Raw genomic sequence first — 22147 nt, forward strand, 5'->3', positions numbered from 1 at the left:
GGGCCATCGTGACTCCGGCGCAGATCGCGGGCAAGAGGATCTCGATCAACACTGGGAAACCGCTTGCAAACGACTTAACGGCTGAGCAGCGGAACCGGCCCCGGACCTTCCGGACCATCGTTACGCTTGCGACTCCGGTGACGAATGGGAGCCCTCGCATGGGTCTGGAGATCAGGTTCCTCGGTCCGTGGGAGATCGCCGCGGACGATCACGTGATCAAGCTGGCCGGGCAGCGGCGGATCGGGGTCCTGGCCAGGCTCGCCGTGAACACGGGCCAGGCGGTGCACACCGACCGCCTCCTCGCCGACGTGTGGGCGCACAGCTCGGCGGCGACCGCGGCCAAGCAGCTGCACATCGTGATCTCCAAGCTGCGCGAGACGCTGGCCGCCCACGCCGGCGAAGACCTCATCGAGACCCTGCCCGGCGCCTACCGTCTCGCCCTCCCCCGTGACCGCGTCGACGCCCACCTGTTCAGCCGGCTGGTCCTGCGGGCGCGCGCCGCCCGCGCCCAGGACGCGGCGACCGCCGACACGCTGTTCCGCCAGGCGCTCGGGCTGTGGCGCGGGCCGGCGCTGGACGAGGTGGACGCGCCGTGGGCGAGGATCGAGGCCGGCAGGCTGGCGGAGGAGCGGCTCTCCGTCCTGGAGGAGCACATCGACCTGCGGCTCGCCGCGGGCGATCACCCCGCCGTGGCACGGGAGCTCGCCGCGCACGTCAAGGAGCACCCGCTGCGCGAGCGGCTCGCCATCCAGCTCATGCTCGCCCTGCACCGCGACGCGCGGTCCGCCGAGGCGCTGGACGTCTACCAGGACACCCGCCGCCTCATGGTGACGGAGCTCGGCATCGAGCCCGGCAACGAGCTGCGCCGCCTCCACCAGGCCATCCTCGCCCGCGACCCGGCGCTCGACCTCGGCACCCCCGCGCAGCGCGGCACGCTGACCGAGCCGATCGTGCCCGCCGAGCTGCCCGCCGGCACGCAGGCGTTCACCGCCAGGGCCGCCGAGGTCGAGCGGCTGCGGGCCGCCCTCGTCACGGGCGGCGGCCCCACGATCACGGTCATCGACGGGCCCGGCGGCATCGGCAAGTCAGCGCTCGCCGTCCACGTCGCGCACGCGGTTGCCGGCCGCTTCACCGACGGCGTCGTCTACGTCAACCTGCATGGCGCCACCGCCGGGCTCGCCCCGCTGACGTCCATCGAGGCGCTGCGCCACCTGCTGCGCTCGCTGGGTCTCGACGGCGCCGCCGTACCCGCCGACCCGGGTGAGGCCGCCGCCCGCTACCGCTCGCTCACCGCGGCCGGCAACCTGCTGGTGATCCTCGACAACGCCCACAACGTACGCCAGGTCCGCCCGCTCATCCCCGGCGGGACGGGCTGCCGGGTCCTCATCACCAGCCGCGACCCGCTCACCGTCCTGGACAACTCCCACCACCTGCACCTGGGCACGCTCGCCGACGACGACGCCGCCGCGCTGCTCACCCGCGTCGTCGACGCCGGCCGGGTGCGCGCCGAGCCGGAGGCCACGGCGGAGATCGTCCGGCTGTGCGGCGGCTTCCCGCTCGCGCTCCGGATCGCCGGCGCCCGGCTGGCGGCCCGCCCCGACGGGACGATCTCCGACCTCGCGGTCCGGCTCGCCGACGCCACCCGCCGCCTGGACCTGCTGGAGTACGCCGACCTGGCCGTGCGCGCCGGCATCGCGGTCAGCCACCAGCACCTGCGCGAGGAGCCGGCCGGACGGGACGCCGCGCACCTGCTGGCCCTGCTCGGCCTGCTCGAACTGCCCACGCACACCACCGCCGCCACCGCCGCCCTGGCGGGCTGGCCCGAACACCGCACGGAGGCGGCCCTGGAGCGCCTGCTGGACGCCCGGCTGCTCGAACCCGCCGGGCCGCACCGTTACCAGTTCCACGACCTGGTCCGCCTCTACACCCGGGAGCAGGAGCTCCCCGCCCAGGAGCGGGCGGCCGCGATCCGGCGCGCGCTGCACCACTACCTGGCCACGGCCGTGCACGCCGAAGGGCTGGTGGGCGGACTCAAGGGGGACCTCGACCACCTGCCCGCCGAGCAGCCAGGAGAGGAGCTCCCCACCGTGGCGGCCGCCAACGCGTGGGTCGGGCGCGAACGGGACAACCTGCTGGCCGCGGTCCGCCAGGCGGCAGGTGACCTGGCCGATCGCACGGCGGCCGTGCTCGCGAACGCCACCCAGTGGCTGTTCGACCGGCGGGGCTGGTTCTCCGAACTGATCGAGGTGAGCGAGCCGGCCCTGCGCGGCGCCGAGGAGATGAAGGACTGGGCGGGCAAGGCGTTCCTGCACCAGGGGATCGCCTCCGCCCAGAGTCAGCTCGGACGCTCCGCGGAGGCCCTGCGCCACCTGGAGGCGGGGCTGGTCTGCTGTGACCTGGCCGGGAAGCCGGACCGCAAGGCAGGGCTGTACAACGACCTCGGAATCCTCTACGCCATGACGGGCCGCTACGACGACGCCCTTGCCGCGCTGGAGCGCGCACTCGCGATCACCGTGCGCACCGGCCGCGGGGACCACGAGTCCTTCGTCCGCAACAACCGGGTGCACGTCCACTACCGTCAGGGGAGGTTCGAGGAAGCCGTCGAGGAGGCCCGGCACGTCCTGGCCATGACGGAGGAGCTGGACGACACCGGGAGCCTCGGCATCGCCCACGACACCCTGGGCGACGCCTACCGGGCCGCCGGCAGGCTGGAGGAAGCCGTGGAGCAGTACCGCTACGCCGTCAAGCTCCAGCGTGAGATGGGCTTCACCCTCTACACCGCCGTGTCCTCCTGGTGGCTCGGCCGCACCCTGCACGACCTCGGGCGGCCGGAGGAGGCGTGGGCCTCCTGGCGGGTGTCGCTCGATCTCCTGCGCGAGGCCCGCCTGCTGACCGCCGCCGAGGTGGCGGCCCACCTCGCGCAGCCCGTCCCGGACACGCCGGAGCCCATCAGGAACCAGCTCTGAGGCTCACCGGTAGGCGGAGGTCGTGCAGGCGGGCGTAACGGCCGGCCGCCAGGTGCGGCAGGCCGGCCGACGCGAGGAAGCGCAGGGAGCCGCCTCTGGCGGGTAAGCCCATTCCCGGCACACTTCAAGGCGTCTGGTAGACGCCGAACTCCCACAGCGAGTAGCCGTAAGCGGTGCCGCGCCGGGTGAGGTTCAGCCGGACGTAGCGGGCGGAGGTGCTCAGGCCGATCTCGTCGAAGCCGCCGTCGCCCGAGGTGGTGGTGTGGACGGAGGTCCAGTCCGTGCCGTCGAGCGAGGTCTGCACCTGGTACGCCCTGGCGTACGCGTTCTCCCACCCGAGCTGGACGTGCCTGATCGCGGTCGGCTGCCCGAGATCGACCTGGAGCCACTGCTGGTCGGCCCAGTCGCTGGCCCAGCGGGAGGCGAAGCTGCCGTCGGTGGCCCGATCGGGCGTGAACGGGCCGCCGTCGCCGCCCGCCTGGTGGGTGGAGGCGGTGGTCGGCCTGCCGCGCGCCACGTTCGTGCCCGCGACGACCGGCGGCACCACGCGGAAGGAACGCTGTTCGATGCCGACGTTGCCATGACCGTCGTAGGCGTAGACGTACACCTTCCACACGCCCAGCCGCTGCGGCGCGGTCACCGAGAACGTGCCCGGCCCCGTCTGGGTGAAGCTCGCGTGGGACAGGCCGCGGTTGCCGGTGATGTGCTTGTCGCTGAGCATCACGTTGTAGCGGACCAGGTCGCCGTCGCGGTCGGCGGCGCCCACCTCGACGCCGAACGCCGAGCCCGCCTGGACGGCGGTGCGCGAGGCCACCGTCATGGAGGTGATCTCCGGGGGCGTGTTCGGGGAGTCCTGCCCGGTGTACGCCCTGCGCAGCGCGTGGTAGCCGTGCCGTCGCCAGCCTCCCGGCGTGGTGTTGAGCCAGACGCCGCCGAAGTCGTTCTCCAGCCCGTAGTGGAACTCGGTGGCGCCGAGCGCGACGCCCGCGTGGGCGCGGACGGCGTTCCAGCTCGCGGTGTACATGTCCCGCTTGGCCAGGTCGCCCGGCTCGTCGGGGACGCCGTTGACGTCGTCCGGCACCTCCCACTCGCCGTCCGGGCCGGCCTCGGTGACGATGTACGGCCTGGTGTGGCCGCCCTCGATCCAGTCGTCCCTGACGGTGGCGATGGCGCCGTAGGAGTTGACGGCCAGCAGGTCGAGCGCCGGGGAGTGGGCCTTGTAGTAGGTCCAGGCGTGGGTGTAGGCGTCGGTGGAGGTGACCGGATGGTTCGGGTCGGCGGCGTGGACGGCCCGCGCCACCTCGTCGACGAACCTCGCGTACGCCACCCGCCGCTGCTCCACCACGTCGGCGGGCAGGCCGTGGTCCTGCATGGTGAGGATGACCTCGTTGCCGATGTCCCACATGAGCACGCCCTGCCGGTTCTTGAGCGCGTTGACGCGGGCCACGATCTCGTTCTTCGCGCTGCTCTTGTACGCGGTGTCGTTGACGTAGTCGGCGCCCTGGTTGAGCCAGTGGCCCACGATGACCTTGATGCCGTGCCTGGCGGCGGTGTCGAGCAGGCCGGGCGTGTGCGCGTCGTCCACGCCCCAGATGCGGATGGTGTTGACGCCCATGGCCGCCAGGTCGCGCAGGTAGCCGTCGGCGGCGTCCTGCGGCGGCCCGTACGTCAGCCCCTTGACCTCGTACGGCGCGCCGTTCACCGCCAGCCGCCAGGCGCCCTGCGTGCCGGCCACGCGCACGACGCTCGGCCCGGCGGGCACGGGCGGGTCGGTCATGGTGGCGGGGACGGCGCCGGCCTGCCGGGAGACCTTCACCCAGTCCACGCTGAGCTCGCCGCCCGACGTCGTGCCGGGGACTGGGGTGGCGGACCCGGCGACGGCGTCGGGCAGCGAGCCGCCGATGGCCAGGTCGAGCCGCAGGTAGAAGCCGTGGTGCACGGCGGCCTTCCAGGCGGCCACGCCGACCTGGCTCTCGCGCACCACCCAGGTCTGCCTGCCGTCGAGGTAGAAGCGGATCTCCTCGTCGGTCCTGGTGCGGTCGATGATCTGCGTGTACTCGTGGTAGCCGTCCTGGCAGCCCGCGCAGGTGGCCAGGCCGCTGCCGCGGCCGTCGTACTCGTTGCACACCCCGCCGGGGGCGGTGCCGCAGTGCAGGGTGGCGGAGTACTGGTGGCGGCCGTTGACGGCGGTCATGATGTCGGTCTCGCCGATGCCCGGCCAGTTGGTGTGGTTCCCTCGGTAGGCGGCGCCGGTGGCGCGGAAACCGGGCCAGTAGCCCAGGGGGTTGGCGACGCCGGGCTGCCTGAGCCGGGCGCTGAACCTGAGCAGCTCGCCGGGCCGCGGCTCGAAGTCGGCGCGCCGGGTCTCGACGCGGGCGGAGGTCCAGTCGCCCGCGCCGTCCCTGATCGCCTTGATCGTGAGGTGGCCCGCGCCGTCCAGGGAGAGGTTGGCGGTGGCGGCGGTCATGGTCTCGACCTCGCCGGTGCCCCAGTTCGCGGGGCCGCCCGGGTAGGAGGTGCCGGTGCGCGGGATCCAGTTCGCGGGGGACGGGGAGGCGCCGGCCGGGCCGGTGAAGTCGTCCGACCACACGTCGGTCCAGGAGTCGCCGGCGTGGCCGTACACCTGGAGCTCCCACAGGGAGTAGCCGTAGCCGGTGCCTCGGGCGGTGCCGTACAGGCGGACGTAGCGGCCGGTCGCGGTGAGGTCGATGGTCTGGGTGCCGCCGGTGCCGGTGGTGGTGGCGTACGCGTCGGTCCAGGTCGTGGCGTCGTTCGAGGTCTGGATTGCGAAGGATCTGCCGTACGCGGCCTCCCACTCCAGGACGACGCGGGAGATCGTGGCGGGTGCGCCGAGGTCGACCTGGAGCCACTGGGGATCGCCGGACGAGCTGGACCAGCGGGTGCCGGTGTCACCGTCCACGGCCGCCGCCGCGCTCCACGCGGCGCCCTCCGAGGAGGAGGCCGTCGCCGGTCTGCCCTGCGAGAGCAGGGGGTCCGCGGCCCGGGCCGGGGCGGCGGGTGTCAGGCCGGAAAGGATCAGGGCCGCCAGCGCGGCCATGACCGCCGATCTGCGAAGGGGATGCACGACCTCTCCTCCGTACGGGTGTCGTGTCAGGGAGAGCGCTCTCCGACACCCGAGGTTCCTCCGGCCGCGAGGGTGCGTCAAGGCCCCATTCGCTCGGCGGCCCGAAATCCGCCGGTCACGACGGCGAAATCTGCCTGCGCCAGGCCCTCTTGACAGGCGCCCGGCGCAGGCGTCAATCTCGGAGAGCGCTCTCCGACCGTTCCCGACCGAAGGAGAGACCCATGCACCCGTCCAGCAGGATCCCGCGATGGCCGGTGGCCATCGCGCTGGCCGCCGTGTTCGCGGCCTGCGTCGCCGCCGTCACGCCCGCGTTCGCGGCCGACGCCCTGATCTCCGAGGGGCGGCCCGCGACGGCGTCCTCCACCGAGGGTGCGGGCCACAGCGCGGGAGCCGCCTTCGACGGCACCCGCACCACGCGCTGGTCCAGCGCCGCCGCCGACCCGCAGTGGCTCCAGGTCGACCTCGGCGCACCCGCCACGATCTCCCGCGTCGTCCTGGAGTGGGAGGCCGCGTACGGCAGATCCTTCAGGATCCAGACCTCGAACGACGCCACGACCTGGACCGACGCGTACGCCACCACCACCGGCGCCGGCGGCGTCCAGAGCCTCGACGTGCGGGCGACCGGCCGCCACGTCCGCCTGTACGGCACCGCCCGAGGCACCGGCTACGGCTACTCCCTGTGGGAGTTCCAGGTCTACGGCACCGGCGGCGCCCCGACCACCCCGAGACCGCGGCCCACCTTCACCGACGAGGTGACGCACCACGAGTTCCAGGCCAACTGCTCGGTGACGGCGAACCGCCCCGACGACCCCATCGTCTACCCCGGCCTGCCCGGCGCCTCCCACCTGCACACCTTCATCGGCAACCGCACCACGAACGCGCACAGCACGACCGCCTCGCTGCTCGCCGGCGGCACCTCGTGCACGAACCCGCACGACCGCTCCGCCTACTGGTTCCCGAGCTTCCACAAGGGCGACCGGCTCGTCGAGCCCACCGGGAACCAGGTCGTCTACTACAAGTCCGGCATCCTGGAGTACTGGCGGGTGCAGCCGTTCCCGCAGGGCCTGCGCTTCGTCGCCGGCAGCCCGGGCGCGAGCCTGGAGCAGTTCCGCGACTCCCCCGGCGCCGTCGAGGGCTTCGAGTGCGGCGACCTGTCCAGGAGCTGGGACATCCCCGCCTCGTGCGCGGCGGGCACCCAGGTGAACGTCCGCTACCAGGCGCCGAGCTGCTGGGACGGCGTCCGCCTCGACAGCCCCGACCACAAGAGCCACATGTCCTACCCCGTCGGCGGCTACTGCCCGGCCGGCCATCCGGTGGCGGTGCCGATGCTCGAGTTCAAGATCGCCTTCCCGGCGGACGGCGACCTGTCGCAGGCGCGGCTGTCCAGCGGCCGGGGCTACTCCTGGCACTACGACTTCTTCAACGCCTGGGACGACCCCGCGATCCTGGACGCGCTGGTGACCCACTGCATCAACGGCGGCCTCCAGTGCGACCCCCGCGGGTACGACCTGTACAAACCGCACCGTGGCGCCGCGCTCACCCCGGACTTCCAGCTCCCCGGAGCCTGATCGGAGAGCGCTCTCCCATCGGTGTGCTATAAAGGCGCCATGACCCAAGATCCCCCGCCGCCGCCGTCCCCCACGCTGGAGGACGTCGCCAGGGCGGCGGGGGTCTCCCGGGCCACCGTCTCCCGGGTGATCAACGGCATCCGCAACGTCGACTCCGCGATCCAGGAGGCGGTCAGGCAGGCCGTCGCCGCCACCGGATACGTGCCCAACCGGGCGGCCCGCTCGCTCGTCACCCGCCGTACGGGCAGCATCGCCCTGGTCGTCTCCGGCGCGGGCGGCGAGAGCGGCTCCTTCCCCGTCGAGGTGCTCGCCGACCCCTTCTTCGGCCGGGTCGCCGGCGGCGTCGTCGGCTACCTGCGCCCGCGCGGCATCCATCCGGTCCTGATGTTCGCCGAGACCGCCGAGGCCCGCGCGCAGGTGCTCGCCTCGTTGCGGCAGGGCGACGCCGACGGCGCCGTCCTGGTCTCCACCCACGCCGAGGACCCGCTGCCGCGGCTCCTGGCCGAGGCCAGGCTGCCCGCCGTGCTCTTCGCCAGGCCCGCCGAGCCCGTGCCGATCAGCTACGTCGACGTCGACCACCGGGCCGGGGCCAGGCTCGCCGCCGACCACCTCGTCGCCCGCGGCAGGAAGCAGATCGTGACCATCTCCGGGCCGCTGGACGTGCCGGCGAGCCAGGCCCGCCTGGCCGGCTTCCGCGACGCGATGGCCGCGCACGGCCACCCGTTCGTGCCCTGCGCCGAAGGCGGCTTCACCTATCACAGCGGCGAGCGGGCCATGGAACGCCTGCTGGCCGACCACCCCGGCCTCGACGGCGTCTTCGTGGCCAACGACCTGATGGCGCAGGGGGCCCTGCCGGTGCTGCGGCACCACGGCCGCGCGGTGCCGGGCGACGTGGCCGTGGTCGGCTTCGACGACAGCAGCGCGGCGACAGCGTGCCGGCCGGCGCTGACGACCGTACGGCATCCGGTGGAGGACATGGCGGCGGAGCTGGCCCGCCTGCTGCTGGAGCACGTCGGGCAGCCTGGGCGCCGTCCCACCTCGATCATCTTCGAGCCGTCCCTGGTGATCCGCGACTCCTCGTGACGGCTCTCCCCACCCCGGGCGCGCGGCCGGAGCTGTGATCAGGAGCGAGTGAGGCGCCGGCGCAGGCGGGCCAGGCCCAGCCCGCCGACGACCACGGCGGCCAGCCCCACCACCAGGGCGACGTACCCGCCGACGATGCCGTAGCCGGTGCCGGGACCGCCTTCGGCGGCGGCCACGACCAGCCCGCCGATGACCGCACCCGCCGCACCCGCCACCACGGCCGCGAAGGCCCCCGTCCGCCCGCTCCTGCCACCCGCCCGGGAGCGGAACAGGGCCAGCCCGCCGGCGGCCACGCCGGCCAGCCCCAGCAGCGCGGCCACCAGCGACCACAGGCGCCCGGAGGTGAGGCTGTAGGCGGAGACGGGGTCCGGCTGGGCCAGGACGTGCGCGGCGAGCAGATATCGGATCGACATGGCTGGTTCCTCCTCTGACTGGACGTGACCCGATGATGTCCGCCGGACCGGCCGCCGGTCGTCCGGCACAGGCAGGCATTCCGCACTGCCACGCGAGCAGCAGCGGCCTACCGCGCACGCGGCAGTACCGTCCCCGGTACCGCGGCCGCGGTAGCAGCCCACTCAGCCCCTCGCGGGATTCGCCCCGCGGCGGTATCCCGCTAAGGTGCGCGCATGAGTGCGGGACGGTCCAGGCTGCGGGCCGATGTCTTCGACTGGGCGATCGCCGCCTGCGTGGCGGCGGCGCTGCTCGTCACGGGGCTGTCCGAGCGGCCTGCCGCGACGGGCCTCGGCCTGCTCGGGTACGCGCTGCTGGCCGGCGGCGGCCTGGCGCTCGCCGCGCGGCGCCGGGCTCCGGTGGTCGTCCTGGCCGCCACAGGGTTGTGCGCGGTGGGTTACCAGGCGGCCGGTTTCGACGTGCCCGCGGTCGCGTACCTGTTCGCGGTGTACGCCGCCGTACGGGCCGGACATCGCGCGACCACGGTGGCGGCGAGCGTGATCGTGCTGGCGGCTCTCCCCCTGGCGGCCATGGCCGCCGGCCTGCACGACACGGGAGAGGCGTTCGCGCAGGCCAGGGGCGCTCTGGAGCTGGCCTGGCTGGTGGCGGCCGGCGCGGCGGGAGAGGCGCTGCGGCAGGCCGAGCGGCGGGCGGAGGAGGCCGAGCGCACGCGCGAGGAGACCGCCCGGCGCCGTGCCGACGAGGAACGGCTGCGCATCGCGCGCGAGCTGCACGACTCGCTCACCCACCAGATCTCGATCATCAAGGTCCAGGCGGAGGTCGCCGTGCACGTGGCCCGCAGGCGCGGCGAGCAGGTCCCGGAGGCCCTGCTGGCGATCCAGGAGGCGGGGCGGGAGGCGACCCGGGAGTTGCGCGCCACCCTGGAGGCCCTGCGCGAGGACGACACGAGCCCCCCGCGCGGCCTGGACCACGTCGCCGAGCTGGTGGAACGCGCTCGCGCGACCGGCCTGGACGCGACCCTGACGATCGAGGGGCAACGGCAGTCGGTGCCGACAGCGGTGAGCCGTACCGTCTACCGGATCGTCCAGGAGTCGCTCACCAACGTCGCCCGGCACGCCGCCGCCGCGACCGTGTCGGTGCGCATCGACTGCCGCCCGGACGTGCTGGCGATCCGCATCGACGACGACGGCCAGGCCACCCCGGATACCGCCCCGTCCCCCGGCGTCGGGCTGACCGGGATGCGCGAGCGCGTCACCGCGCTCGGCGGCCGGCTGCGCGCGGAGCCGCGCGGCGAGGGCGGCTTCACCGTCCAGGCCGAGCTGCCGGTGAACCGGGCGTCATGATCCGGGTCCTGCTGGTCGACGACCAGCCGCTCCTGCGCAGCGGGTTCCGGGCGCTGCTCGACCTCGAGGACGACATCGAGGTGGTGGCCGAGGCCGGCGACGGGCTGGAGGGCCTGGCCCTGGCCAGGCGGCACCTGCCCGACATCGCGCTCATCGACATCCAGATGCCGGTGGTCGACGGCATCGAGGCGACCCGGCGCATCGCCGCGGACCCGGCCCTGGCCGGGGTGCACGTCGTCATCCTCACCAACTACGGCTTCGACGAGTACGTCTTCGACGCGCTGCGCGCCGGCGCGGCCGGGTTCCTCGTCAAGGACATCGTGCCCGAGGACTTCCTGCACGCGGTACGCGTCGCCGCCCGCGGCGACGCCCTGCTCGCCCCGTCCATCACCCGCAGGCTCATCGACCGGTACGTCACCCAGCCGCGCCGGACCGCCGCCGGGCCCGGCCTGGAGGAGCTGACCAACCGCGAACGCGAGGCCGTGGTCCTGGTGGCGCGCGGGCTGTCCAACGACGAGATCGCCGACCACATGGTGATCAGCCCGCTGACCGCCAAGACCCACGTCAACCGGGCCATGACCAAGCTCCACGCCCGGGACCGCGCCCAGCTCGTCATCCTGGCCTACGAGTCCGGCCTGGTCTCCCCCGGCGGCTCCTGATACATCAAATCCATTTGATGTATTATCGGGCCATGGTGAGCTCTCCCCCAGCCACCCCGGCCTTTCTCCGGCTGGCCGCCCATCCCCTGCGGTGGCGGCTGCTGAGCGAGCTGGCCGCGAGCGACTACCGGGTCCGGGAGCTCGTCGAGCTCATCGGCCAGCCGCAGAACCTGGTCTCCTACCATCTGCGGCTGCTGCGCGACGGCGGGCTGGTCACCGCCCGGCGCAGCTCCCACGACGCCCGCGACAGCTACTATCACCTGGACCTGGACCGCTGCGCCCACGCGCTCGCCGCCACCGGTGCCGCCCTCCACCCCGCGCTGCGCCTGTCCCCGGCCCGGCCCCCCGCGCTCGGCCTCTCCCCGCACGGACCGGCCCTCTCCCTTGCCCCGCCCTCGAACGCCCCGGGCACCACTCCCGCGCGACCCGCGCACGCACCGCCCACCGTCCCGGCCCCGCCACAAGCCGCGTCGCCGGCGGCGCGCCGGCCGCGCGTGCTGTTCGCCTGCACGGGCAACAGCGCCCGCTCACCGATCGCCGAGGCCCTGCTGCGCCACCGCACCGGCGGGAACGTCGAGACGGTCAGCGCCGGCAGCCATCCCAGGCGGCGGCTGCACCCGGACGCGGTCGCCGTCCTGCGCGAGCACTACGGCATCGACGTGCGGGACCAGCACCCCCGGCACCTGGACACCGTCTCCGGCCGCCGGTTCGACTTCGTGATCAGCCTCTGCGACAAGGTCCGCGAAGCCTTCCCCGACTTCCCCGGCAGCCCCCGCCGCCTGCACTGGAGCATCCCCGCCCCGGCCACCGACCCCACCGCCATGCCCGATGCCGCCGCCATGCCCGATCCCACGGCCATGCCCGATCCCACCGCAGCGGGCAGCGCCGCACGTCCAGGCTTCGCGAGCACCGGCGCTTTCCCCCGCGCCACCCCGCCCGGCGCTTTCCCCCGCACCATCCCGCCCTTCGCCCGTACCGCCGCGGAGATCGACACCCGCATCCATTACCTGCTGCCCATCCTGATGCCACAGGAGGCCCGGTCATGACCGCACCCGACCAGCTCGCCAGCGTGCGTTACCTCGTCGACGACGTGGCCGCCGCCGTCGACTTCTACACCACCCACCTCGGGTTCACCCTGCGCCTGGACGCCGCGCCCGCCTTCGCCGACGTCGTACGCGGCCCGCTGCGGCTGCTGCTGTCAGGCCCGGCCAGCTCCGGTGCCCGCGCCACACCCGACGGCACCGCCGCCGGCCGCAACCGCATCCACCTCATCGTCGACGACCTCGACGCCGAGATCGACCGGCTCCGCGACGCCGGCCTGTCCTTCCTCGGCGACGCGATCTCCGGCCCCGGCGGCCGCCAGATCCTGCTCACCGACCCGGCAGGCAACCTCGTCGAGCTGTTCCAGCCGGCCCGAACTCCGGCCAGAACCTGACAACACGTACGACATATTGCCCGAAACACAGGCACCGGTATGCGCACCCGAGTCAGAACCAGCGCATCACCGCAGGGTGCGGGCCTGATCACCGATCTTGTGAAGAACCGAGGCCTCAAGCGCGATTGGATCACCCCGAGGGTGGGAATCCCATCACGGTACCAAGCGTTAGACACCGTGGGAGACAGACCCCCCACGCAAGGGGGCCCTGTAGGAGGCATTTAGACATGGGCGAGCGCGCGCTTCGTGGCACCCGGCTCGGGGCAACCAGCTACGAGAACGACCGTAACACGGATCTGGCCCCGCGCCAGGAGGTGTCCTACACCTGTCCTAAGGGCCATCGCTTCGAGGTTCCGCTTGCCGCCGAGGCTGAGATCCCCGCGACCTGGGAGTGCCGCATGTGCGGCGCGACCGCGGTGCGGGTGGACGGCGAGCAGCCGGAGTCCAAGAAGACCAAGCCCCCACGGACACACTGGGACATGCTTCTGGAGCGGCGATCCATCGAGGATCTTGAGGAGGTGCTCAACGAGCGGCTCGCGGTATTGCGGGCACAGCGTCGTAAGAGCGCCTGACCTCCTCTCACGGTGAAACCCCCGGGCACTGCCCGGGGGTTTTTCTTTGGTGTACGGCATCAGGGGTGTACGGCATCAGGCCAGGGGCTGGTTGACCGCTCACCACAGCCCCGCGTCGGCCCCGGTGGGGGCGGCGCGGCGCGAAGGGACGGCAGCGCGGGCACGCACGGTCAAGTCGGCGCTCAAGGCAAGCACGTAAAAGCCGCACGGGCGTGCACGATCAAGCTCGGAGCCTGCCCACTCGTTCATGAACCGCCACCTGACGCGCGGACGAGCGCACTCGGGCCGGCACGCCGGGCCCAGGGCGGGCGCTACCGGCCCCCTCCCTCCTGGCCCTGCTCCGGAACCAGTCCCGACGGCGGCCCCTGCGGGGCCCGAGGCTGCCGGCCCATGGGTCCCGTGGCGAGGGAGAGGCAGCTACGAGTCGCGGTCCTCGCGGATGACCTCGCCGTGCACCACCCGGCTGTTCCCCTGCGGCGCGTCCGCGCCGGGGAAGCCCGAGGACGGCGGGAAGAGGTTCGCGTACGGCGACGCGGCGGCCATCTTCTTGATCCGGCGCTCGAAGAACCACGACCCCAGCCGGCGCATCATCGGCCGGGTGAACGGGATCAGGCACAGGAACCCGAACACGTCGGTGAAGAACCCCGGCGTCAGCAGCAGCGTGCCGCCCACCAGGATGATGCCGCCGTCGGCCAGCTCCTTGTCGGGCATGCGGCCCGACTCCAGCGCCGTCCGCAGCGCCCGCCAGGCCCGGCGGCCCTCGCGGCGTACCAGCCAGGCGCCCAGAAGGCTGTCGGCGATGAGCAGGGCGACGGTCGCGGGCCCGCCGATCACCGACCCGACCTGGATCAGCAGCCAGATCTCCAGGACGGGCACGACCAGGAAGGCCAGGAAGAGCAGGAGCCGCATCGTTTCCTCGATTCGCACGCGCGTTACAGCAGGAACAACGCTGGGAGGCCGCCGGGCGTTCCAGGGACGGCGGCAAATCAGGGATGTCCCGGATACGGCCCCTGGCCGCTCTCATCCGGCCGGCCGCCCCGCGACCACCTAGTCCACATGGCCGCCCCGACCGCTCCAGCCCGGATCGCAACCTCGGCCGCAGGCCGGGACGGGAGGGCGCTCAGTCGTGGGACGGGCCCTTGAGCCGCTTGGGCAGCCCGGCGACGCCCCACATGCCGATCCGCCACAGGGCCTCGGACATGACCTTGCCGCTCATCTTGCTCTTGCCGACCGTACGCTCCACGAACGTGATCGGCACCTCCACCACCCGCAGCCCGTGCCGGGACGTGCGCAGCGTCAGGTCCACCTGGAAGCAGTACCCCTGCGACTCCACCCCCGACAGGCCGACCTTCTCCAGCGTGGCGGCCCGGTAGGCGCGGAAGCCGGCGGTCGCGTCGCGTACGGGAAGGCCGAGCATCACCCGGGTGTAGATGTTGGCGCCCTTCGACAGCAGCTCGCGGCGCTGGGGCCAGTTGACGACCTTGCCGCCAGGCACGTAGCGCGAGCCGATCGCCAGGTCGGCGCCGTCGGCCAGCGCCTCCAGCAGCTTCGGCAGCTCCTCGGGCTGGTGGGAGCCGTCGGCGTCCATCTCGACCAGGACGTCGTAGCCCTCCTCCAGGCCCCAGCGGAACCCGGCGATGTACGCGGCCCCGAGGCCCTGCTTGCCGGGCCGGTGCAGGACGTGCACGTGGTCGTCGCCGGCGGCGAGCCCGTCGGCGACCTCCCCGGTGCCGTCGGGGCTGTTGTCGTCGGCCACCAGCACGTGGGCGTCGGGGACGGCGGCACGCACGCGTTCGACGATCGCCGGCAGGTTGTCGCGCTCGTTGTAGGTGGGCACGACGACGAGCACCCTGCCGAGAGTCTCCATCATCCGTCGTTCCTCATCCGACCGCCCATCCGACCGCCCCGCCGCCTGCCGTGCCACGCGGCGACTGCGGCCGCCGCGGCTCCCATCACCATCAATGCCCACTCAGGGAGCGCCCCCACCTTCGTGGCAAGCGTTTGCTCCGTGCGTACGGGCACCCGGACCACGTTCATGTCAGCGACACGCTCGCGGGTCTGCCAGGAGACCTTACCGTCAGGTGTGACATATGCCGAGATCCCGGTGGTCGCTGCCGTCACGACGGCCCGGTTGTGCTCGACGGCGCGCAGCTGGGACATGGCGAGCTGCTGGGGCGGCAGGTTGGACAGGGCGTAGGAGGCGTTGTTGGTCTGCACGACGAGCGGGGTGCCCCCGGCGCGGACGGTCTCGCGCACCGTGTCGTCGTAGGCGACCTCGTAGCAGTTGACCGCGCCGATCGTGACCCGGCCCAGCTTGAGGTCGCCCGGCTGGTCGCCGGGGACCGACTGCCTGCCGACGAGGCCGGCCCGCTCCCACAGCGCCAGCACGATCTCCTTGAACGGGGTGTACTCCCCGAACGGCACCAGGCGCTGCTTGTCGTAGTAGTCGCCGGGCCCGGTCACCGGGTCCCACACCAGGCTGCGGGTGGCACGGTGCTCGGTGCCGATCGCCACGACCGCCCCGACGAGCGTGGGCACGCCGACGTCCTGGACCGAGTCGTGGATGATCTGGCGGGCGTACTCGTCTCGGTAGGGGTCGATGTCGGTGGAGTTCTCCGGCAGGACGACCAGGTCGGGCCTGGGCAGCTTGCCCTCGCGTACGGCCTGGGCGAGGCGTTTGGTCTCGTTGGCGTGGTTGCGCAGCACGACGGCGGGCTCGTCGCCGAGCGCGTACATGCCCTCGCCGGGAACGTTGCCCTGCACGATGCCCACGTTGATGGCGCGGCCCTCGTCGCCGGGCCTGGGCACGGCGAGGCCCAGCAGCGGCACGGCCAGCGCCAGCGCGAGAGGCGCCGCCCTGCGCACGAGCACGGCACGCCCGCCGGGCGGTGTGCGCCTGCCAGAGTCCGTACGCCCGCCGAGGTCCGTACGACTGCCTGAATCCGTACGCCCGCCGGAATCCGTGCGACTGCCGGAATCCGTGCGACTGCCGGGGTCCGTGCGACTACCGGCGTGTAGGCGCCTGCCTGGGGCGGTGTGCCTGCCGAGGACCGCCTGGGCCAGCAGCGCGCCGCACAGCGCGACGGCGAACGACACCAGCGGGACGCCGCCGAGCGCCGCGTACGGGGTGAACAGCGACTCGCCCTGGCTGAAGGCGGCCCGCGCCCACGGGAACCCGCCGATCGGCACCAGGCTGCGAGCCCACTCCATGAGCACCCACAGCCCGCCGAACCACAAGGGCCACGCGGGAAGCCTGAACACCAGCGCCGCCATCGCGGCCATCGCGGCGTAGAACAGGCTTTCCGTACCGACCAGCATGAACCAGACGTCGTCGCCGATGCTGCGCACCCAGGCGAGCGCCGGCAGCAGGAACACCAAGGCGGCCAGATAACCGATCCAGGCGGCTCTCCTGGGCCGGGTGCCGTGGAGCGAGCCGGCGATGAGCCCGATGCCGAGCGGGGCGCACAGCCACCAGCCGAGCGGCGGGAACGCGGCGAACAGCGCCAGCCCGCCGGCGGCGGCCGCCACGACCCTGCCCAGCAGCACCCACCGCGACTCCGGCTTGGTCACCGCCTCGGCCGCCTGCCCCTGGGCCTCCCCGCCCTGCCCGGCCCCGTCCTCGGCCGTTGGCGCGGGCTCGGCTCCACGCCCGGCCTCACGGCCGACCTCCGCCTCGGGCCCCTCAGCGGCACGCCCGGCCCCCGGCACGGGCTCCTCAGCGGCACGCCCGGCAGCCGGGACGGCCGCCTCGGCGACGCACCCTGGTACCGGCTCGGGCACGGACTCGGATTCAGGCTCAGACTCGCGCCCGGATCCAGGCTCGCGCTCGGATTCGGGCTCGGAGTCAAGGCCGGGCTCAACGGCACCGGCACCCGGCCGGGCATCGGCGCGCAGCCGAGTGTCTGCATCCGGCCGGGCGTCGGCGCGCGACAGAGCGTCGGCCGCCGATTCGGCGCCGACGGAGCCCTCGCCCGAAGCCGGCCCGGACGGGCCGGCGGAAGCGGGTGGCGGGTCAGCGGCCAGCGTGGCGCCGGTTTCCGGCGTGCCGTCACCAGGCGACGCCGCCACGGCCGCACGACCGGGCTCCTGCCCGGCCGCGGGCGGTAGGCCCGTTCTGTCCTGAACCACTCCGGGGTCTCCTCGCCACCTCACAAACGGCTTGCTTGCGAAAACGCTACCGCTCCCCGGCCGCACTCAGACCGGCGAGGCGCGCGGAAGATCGGAACATCGCCGGAAAAGGGAGGGGCGGCAGGGTGATCCCGCGGCTGAACGGGACCACCCGGCGCGATGGCGGTCCGATGGCACGGGAGCGGGAAGAGGGCCCGGAAACCCTTCGGACCGGACCCGTCTCGTCGGCGGCGAGCTCGGAATTCCGTTGTCTACTGGGCTCCCGGACCCGTCCCGGGTCCAACCCCCCGCCCGGTTGGGGTGCCCCGACTCGACGGACCGACGGCCCTGCACCTGGCTGTGTGGACGGAGTCACGCTCCGTCACGGACGCAGGATCCGGCGATGTCAGAGACGGCCAACCGGCCAAGTCCCGTGCTGGACTGCGCAGCAAACTACCGACTCCACCTCAGATGTCAACCGTGTCCCGATCAGCAGAAACATCAAGTTTCCGCAGGTGGGACATGTTCGGCCGGTGTTCGCATAGCCGGTCAAAGCCCATTTGCGGGCGCCGGAGAACGGCTCGGCAAGTCCCGCAACGCCTGCGACAGCGGCCGCTCGTGGACGACCCCGAGCCGCTGTGTCGCACGCGTGAGAGCAACATACAGGTCACTGGGCCCTCGTGGCGACTGGGCGGCGATGAGGTCGGGCTCGGCGACGATGACGGAGTCGAACTCCAGCCCCTTGGCGTCGGCCACCCCCATCACGGCGACGGGCGCGTCCAGGGCCTCCGCCCCGCGGGCCCGGCCGGCGCCCGGCGCGACGACGACGGTGCCCGGCACGTTCGCGGCGATCTCCGTACCGAGGCCGGACAGCAGCGAGTCGGGCACCACCACCGCGACCTTGCCGCCCTCGCCCGCCTCCTCCTTGGCCAGCTCCGGCAGGGCCGTCAGCGGCGCCGCCCAGGGGCGGGCGCCGGCCTCGCGCACGGAGGCGGGCGCCTCCAGGGCCGGGTCGATGGTGGCCAGGACGCGGGCGGCCACCTCCATCAGCTCGACGGGGGTACGGTAGTTGACGGTCAGCCGCTCCTGCCGCCAGCGCCCGGCCACGTACGGGTCGAGCACCTCCTCCCACGAGCGGGCCCCGGCCGCCGAGCCGGTCTGGGCGATGTCGCCGACGATCGTCATCGACCGGGTCGGGCAGCGCCGCATGACGGCCCGCCAGGCCATCGGCGACAGCTCCTGCGCCTCGTCCACGATCACGTGCCCGTAGGCCCAGGTGCGGTCGGCGGCGGCGCGTTCGGCGGTGGTGAGGTAGGGGCCCTCGCCGCGCTGGCGCTCGGCCAGCCGCTCGGCCTCCATGACGTCCGACAGCCCGGTCAGCTCCAGCACCTCGCGGGCGTAGGCCAGCTCGGCCTCACGCTGGCTCTCCTCGGCCTGCCGGGCGGCGGCCAGCTCCTCCTCGGCCTGCATCGCGCTGGCGCGCAGCACCTGCTCGTCGATGTCGCCGAGCAGTTCGGCGGCCTCGTCGAGCAGCGGCACGTCGGAGTCGGTCCACTCGCCGCCGGTGCGGCGCAGCAGCGCGCGTTCCTGCGGGGTCAGGGCGGAGGCGGCGTACCCGAGGCGCTCCGGGGAGCCGTACAGGCCGAGCAGGAGCCGCTGCGGCGTCAGGTACGGCCACAGCCGGTTCAGCGCGGACTTGACCACCGGCTCGGTACGCAGCTCCTCCCGCAGGTCGGCCAGGTCGTCCTCGTCGATGAGCCCCTTGCCGATCTTGCGTGCCTGCTGTCTGGCCAGGGCGGTGAGCAGCGACCGGACGAACACGGCTCGGGCCTGGTTGTGCGGGCGGCGGGAGCGGGTGGCCTTGTTCTTCGCGGCCTCCAGCATGTTGCGGTCGATGGTGAGCGTGATGCGGCCGATGGTCAGCTCGATGGGCTGGCGCGGCACCCGCTGCCGGTCGCGTACGGCCTTGGCGATCACGTCGGCCATCCGCGTGTCGCCCTTGAGCGCGGCCACCTCGGGCCGCTCGCGCGCGGTGGCGTTCACGCCGGGGTAGAGCTCGCCGACCGTGGACAGCAGCACGTCGGTCTCGCCGAGCGAGGGCAGCACCTGCTCGATGTAGCGCAGGAACGTCAGGTTCGGCCCGAGGATGAGCACGCCGCGGCGCTCCAGCCGCTCGCGGTGGGTGTAGAGCAGGTACGCGGCCCGGTGCAGGGCCACGACGGTCTTGCCGGTGCCGGGGCCGCCCTGCACCACGAGCACGCCGTTCAGGTCGCTGCGGATGACGCGGTCCTGCTCCGACTGGATGGTGGCGACGATGTCGCGCATGCGGCCCGTGCGCCGCTCGTCGAGCGCGGCGAGCAGCGCGGCCTCGCCGTTGAGCGTGGCGCGGTCGTCGTCGGTGAGCGAGTCGAGGTCGAGCAGGTCGTCGTCCACGCCGACCACGGCGCGGCCCCTGGTCTGCAGGTGGCGGCGCCTGGTGACGCCCATCGGCGCGGCCGGGGTGGCGCGGTAGAACGGCTGCGCCACCGGCGCGCGCCAGTCGATGAGCAGGCGCTGCTGCTCGTCGTCGGTCATGCCGAGCTTGCCGATGTACAGCCGGCCCTCGTCGAGGTGATCCAGCCGTCCGAAAACCAGGCCGCGTTCGACCGCCCAGAGCCGCGCGAGGCGGGTGGCGTACATCTCGGCGAACGTGTCACGCTCGGACCTGTTCTGCATCGTGCCGACGGCGCCCGAGGCCAGCACCTCCTTCAACTGCCGCTGGGTGCGCTCGCGCAGCGTGTCGAGGCGGTCGTAGAGGCGGGTGACGTACGCCTGCTCCTTGGCGAGCTCGGTTTGACGAGTTGCCGCCTGACCATTAATGTGGTTAATGGGACACTCCGGGCCATTCTGCTTGTTGTTACGACAAACGACGACATTAGCATGCCCGTAGAGGCACTCTCATCACTTTCCCGCTTCCCCCGCCGGGTCACGTCCTGGTTTCATCTCTTGACCGCCACCTCTGGATGTCATATAAGTTAGGAAACTTTACTAACTCAGGATGACGGGAGGGCGGCGTGAGCGATCCGGTTCCGGGAACCCCCAGTCTGCTACGCGCCATCAATGATCGCGCCGCCCTGCGGGTCCTGCTCGAACGCGGCCCGCTGACCCGGCCCCAGATCGGCACGCTCACCGGGCTGTCGAAGCCCACGGCCTCACAACTGCTGTCCCGGTTGCAGCAGGCGGGCCTGGTGGTCCTGGACGGCATCAGGGAGGGCCTGCCGGGCCGCACCGCGGAGGTCTACCGGATCAACCCTGCGGCGGCGTACGTGGGCGCGCTCGACGTCACCCCGCACCGCATCGAGGCCAGGGTGGCCGACATCACCGGCACGATCGTGGGCGAGCACACCCTGCCCACCCCGCGCCGCCCCCACGGCGAGCTCGCCGAACGGCTCAACGCCGCCCTGCTCGGCGCGCGCCCGCCGGACAAGCTGCGCCGCGTCGTCATCGGCGTGCAGGCCGCGATCGACCCGTCCACCGGCAGGCTCGGGTACGCCGCCGCCAAGGACGTGCCCGGCTGGCACATCCCCGACCTGGTGCCGGCGCTCAGCGCCGCGCTCGGCGTGCCCGTGGCCGTGGAGAACAACGTCAACCTCGTCGCGGTCGCGGAGCAGGCGCACGGCGCGGCCCGCGGCCACCGCGACTTCGTGCTGCTGTGGGCCGACGCGGGCATCGGCTCGGCCATCGTGCTCGGCGGGCGCGTGCACCGCGGCGCCACGGGAGGGGCCGGCGAGGTCGGCTACATGCCCGCGCCCGGCGCGCCGACGGCCCGCGAGTCCGGCCGCTACGCCGACCACGGATACCAGGCGCTGACGGGCGGGCAGGCGGTGCTGAAGCTGCTGCGCTCGTACGGCGTGCGCGGCACCGACTTCCGCCACGCCGTCGCGGCCGCCGTGCGCGCGGCGGCGGGCACCGGCCAGAAGGCCGAGGACGCCAGGGCGGGCCTGCGCGATGTCGCCGCCCGCCTGGCCGTGGGGCTGGCCGCCATCACGGCGGTCGTCGATCCCGAGCTGATCGTGCTGACCGGCGGCGCCGTCCTGCCGGGCGGCGAGACGCTGCGCGAGCTGGTCGAGCACGAGCTGCACGCGCTGACCATCCCCCGGCCGCCCGTGCGGCTGTCCACCGTCGAGGGCAACCCGGTCCTGGCCGGCGCGCTCGATCTCGCCCTGGCCACCGCCCGCGACGAGGTGTTCGGCTCGACCGTTCCGTCATGACCCGCGGGCGGTGACCTCTCGAACGGTCCGTGTCACATGCCGGATCCGCCGGAGTCGAGCGCCGCGTGATGATGTGGCTTCCTTCACTCCGGCCGGCCGTCCCGCTCGTCCTGATCGTGGCGGGCGGCCCAGCAGGCGGCGGGCTCGCCGGCGAAGGTCAGGCGGGGCCGTCAGGGCCGGTGGCGGGATCGCCGGCCGCGTCGGGCTCGACGTCGGGGGCGCGGTGCTCGTACGGGGTGCTCAGCACGACCGTGGTGCGGGTCGAGACGTTGGCCGAGGCCCTGATCTGCTGCAGCAGGTCCTCCAGCGCGGCAGGCGAGGCCACCCGCACCTTGAGGATGTAGCTCTCGTCGCCGGCCACGCTGTGACAGGCCTCGATGGCGGCCAGGTGGGCCAGCCGCTCGGGCGCGTCGTCGGGCGCCGCGGGGTCGATCGGCTTGATCGACACGAACGCGGTCAGCGGCAGCCCCACCGCGTCGTGGTCGATGATCGCGGCGTAGCCGCGCACCACCCCGCGTTTCTCCAGGCGGCGTACGCGCTGGTGCACCGCCGAAACGGAGAGCCCCGTCTCCCTGGCCAGGTCGGTGAAGCTCATGCGCCCGTCGCGGGCCAGCAACGTGACGATACGGCGGTCGATCTCCTCCATCGCATCAAAGGTAGCCGGTCAT

General features: G+C 73.2%; 16 protein-coding genes. 9 read left to right on the forward strand and 7 right to left on the reverse strand.

Features of this window, described 5'->3' with window-relative positions; genetic code table 11:
• Nucleotides 1-158 precede the first annotated feature (158 nt).
• The gene (locus tag HD597_RS27515; RefSeq protein WP_253745747.1) at nucleotides 159-2966 is read left to right on the forward strand and encodes an AfsR/SARP family transcriptional regulator; all 2808 of its coding nucleotides are present in this window, start codon (nucleotides 159-161) and stop codon (nucleotides 2964-2966) included.
• A gap of 124 nt (nucleotides 2967-3090) precedes the next feature.
• Here HD597_RS27515 and HD597_RS27520 read toward each other — a convergent pair whose 3' ends face one another.
• Nucleotides 3091-6051 (reverse strand): discoidin domain-containing protein, encoded by a 2961-nt coding sequence (locus tag HD597_RS27520; RefSeq protein WP_253745748.1) that lies wholly within the window; start codon nucleotides 6049-6051, stop codon nucleotides 3091-3093.
• A 221-nt stretch (nucleotides 6052-6272) separates the two neighbouring features.
• Here HD597_RS27520 and HD597_RS27525 point away from each other — a divergent pair, with 221 nt between their 5' ends.
• Together HD597_RS27525 and HD597_RS27530 are read left to right on the forward strand one after the other, a co-directional pair.
• Nucleotides 6273-7619, forward strand: a complete 1347-nt coding sequence (locus HD597_RS27525) for a DUF1996 domain-containing protein (RefSeq protein WP_253745749.1) — start codon at nucleotides 6273-6275, stop codon at nucleotides 7617-7619.
• Between the two features lie 39 nt (nucleotides 7620-7658).
• Entirely contained in the window at nucleotides 7659-8702 is a 1044-nt protein-coding gene (locus HD597_RS27530; RefSeq protein ID WP_253745750.1) for a LacI family DNA-binding transcriptional regulator, read from the forward strand.
• 38 nt (nucleotides 8703-8740) lie between these two features.
• Here HD597_RS27530 and HD597_RS27535 read toward each other — a convergent pair whose 3' ends face one another.
• A complete protein-coding gene (locus HD597_RS27535) occupies nucleotides 8741-9115 on the reverse strand; it encodes a DUF6223 family protein (RefSeq protein WP_253745751.1) in 375 nt (124 codons plus the stop codon).
• Nucleotides 9116-9328: 213 nt separating this feature from the next.
• Here HD597_RS27535 and HD597_RS27540 point away from each other — a divergent pair, with 213 nt between their 5' ends.
• From HD597_RS27540 to HD597_RS27565, 5 genes are all read left to right on the forward strand, one after another.
• On the forward strand, nucleotides 9329-10456 hold the full coding sequence (locus HD597_RS27540; protein ID WP_253745752.1) for a sensor histidine kinase: 1128 nt from the start codon (nucleotides 9329-9331) through the stop codon (nucleotides 10454-10456).
• On the forward strand, nucleotides 10453-11115 hold the full coding sequence (locus tag HD597_RS27545; RefSeq protein WP_253745753.1) for a response regulator: 663 nt from the start codon (nucleotides 10453-10455) through the stop codon (nucleotides 11113-11115). The genes HD597_RS27540 and HD597_RS27545 overlap by 4 nt, the downstream gene beginning before the upstream one ends.
• 32 nt (nucleotides 11116-11147) lie before the next feature.
• Entirely contained in the window at nucleotides 11148-12161 is a 1014-nt protein-coding gene (locus HD597_RS64800) for an arsenate reductase/protein-tyrosine-phosphatase family protein (RefSeq protein ID WP_276083034.1), read from the forward strand.
• Complete coding sequence (locus HD597_RS27560) at nucleotides 12158-12550, forward strand: VOC family protein (RefSeq protein WP_253745754.1); 393 nt, start codon at nucleotides 12158-12160, stop codon at nucleotides 12548-12550. Before HD597_RS64800 ends, HD597_RS27560 begins: the two co-directional genes overlap by 4 nt.
• A 227-nt stretch (nucleotides 12551-12777) precedes the next feature.
• A complete protein-coding gene (locus tag HD597_RS27565; protein WP_043625492.1) occupies nucleotides 12778-13122 on the forward strand; it encodes an RNA polymerase-binding protein RbpA in 345 nt (114 codons plus the stop codon).
• Between the two features lie 417 nt (nucleotides 13123-13539).
• Here HD597_RS27565 and HD597_RS27570 read toward each other — a convergent pair whose 3' ends face one another.
• From HD597_RS27570 to HD597_RS27585, 4 genes are all read right to left on the reverse strand, one after another.
• Nucleotides 13540-14049, reverse strand: a complete 510-nt coding sequence (locus HD597_RS27570) for an FxsA family protein (protein WP_253745755.1) — start codon at nucleotides 14047-14049, stop codon at nucleotides 13540-13542.
• A gap of 193 nt (nucleotides 14050-14242) precedes the next feature.
• Nucleotides 14243-14992: a polyprenol monophosphomannose synthase gene (locus HD597_RS27575; RefSeq protein ID WP_253745756.1), complete on the reverse strand. Its 750-nt coding sequence runs from the start codon at nucleotides 14990-14992 to the stop codon at nucleotides 14243-14245.
• The gene (gene lnt / locus HD597_RS27580) at nucleotides 14989-16902 is read right to left on the reverse strand and encodes an apolipoprotein N-acyltransferase (protein ID WP_253745757.1); all 1914 of its coding nucleotides are present in this window, start codon (nucleotides 16900-16902) and stop codon (nucleotides 14989-14991) included. The genes HD597_RS27575 and lnt overlap by 4 nt, the downstream gene beginning before the upstream one ends.
• Nucleotides 16903-17778: 876 nt before the next feature.
• Nucleotides 17779-20088 (reverse strand): HelD family protein, encoded by a 2310-nt coding sequence (locus tag HD597_RS27585; RefSeq protein ID WP_504928501.1) that lies wholly within the window; start codon nucleotides 20086-20088, stop codon nucleotides 17779-17781.
• Nucleotides 20089-20282: 194 nt separating this feature from the next.
• Here HD597_RS27585 and HD597_RS27590 point away from each other — a divergent pair, with 194 nt between their 5' ends.
• Entirely contained in the window at nucleotides 20283-21479 is a 1197-nt protein-coding gene (locus HD597_RS27590; protein WP_253745758.1) for an ROK family transcriptional regulator, read from the forward strand.
• A gap of 157 nt (nucleotides 21480-21636) precedes the next feature.
• Here the strand turns inward: HD597_RS27590 and HD597_RS27595 are convergent, their stop codons facing one another.
• Nucleotides 21637-22125 (reverse strand): Lrp/AsnC family transcriptional regulator, encoded by a 489-nt coding sequence (locus HD597_RS27595; RefSeq protein WP_253745759.1) that lies wholly within the window; start codon nucleotides 22123-22125, stop codon nucleotides 21637-21639.
• Between the last annotated feature and the right edge of the window lie 22 nt (nucleotides 22126-22147).

It is taken from the genome of Nonomuraea thailandensis (genome assembly GCF_024172165.1).
Lineage (GTDB): Bacteria > Actinomycetota > Actinomycetes > Streptosporangiales > Streptosporangiaceae > Nonomuraea > Nonomuraea thailandensis.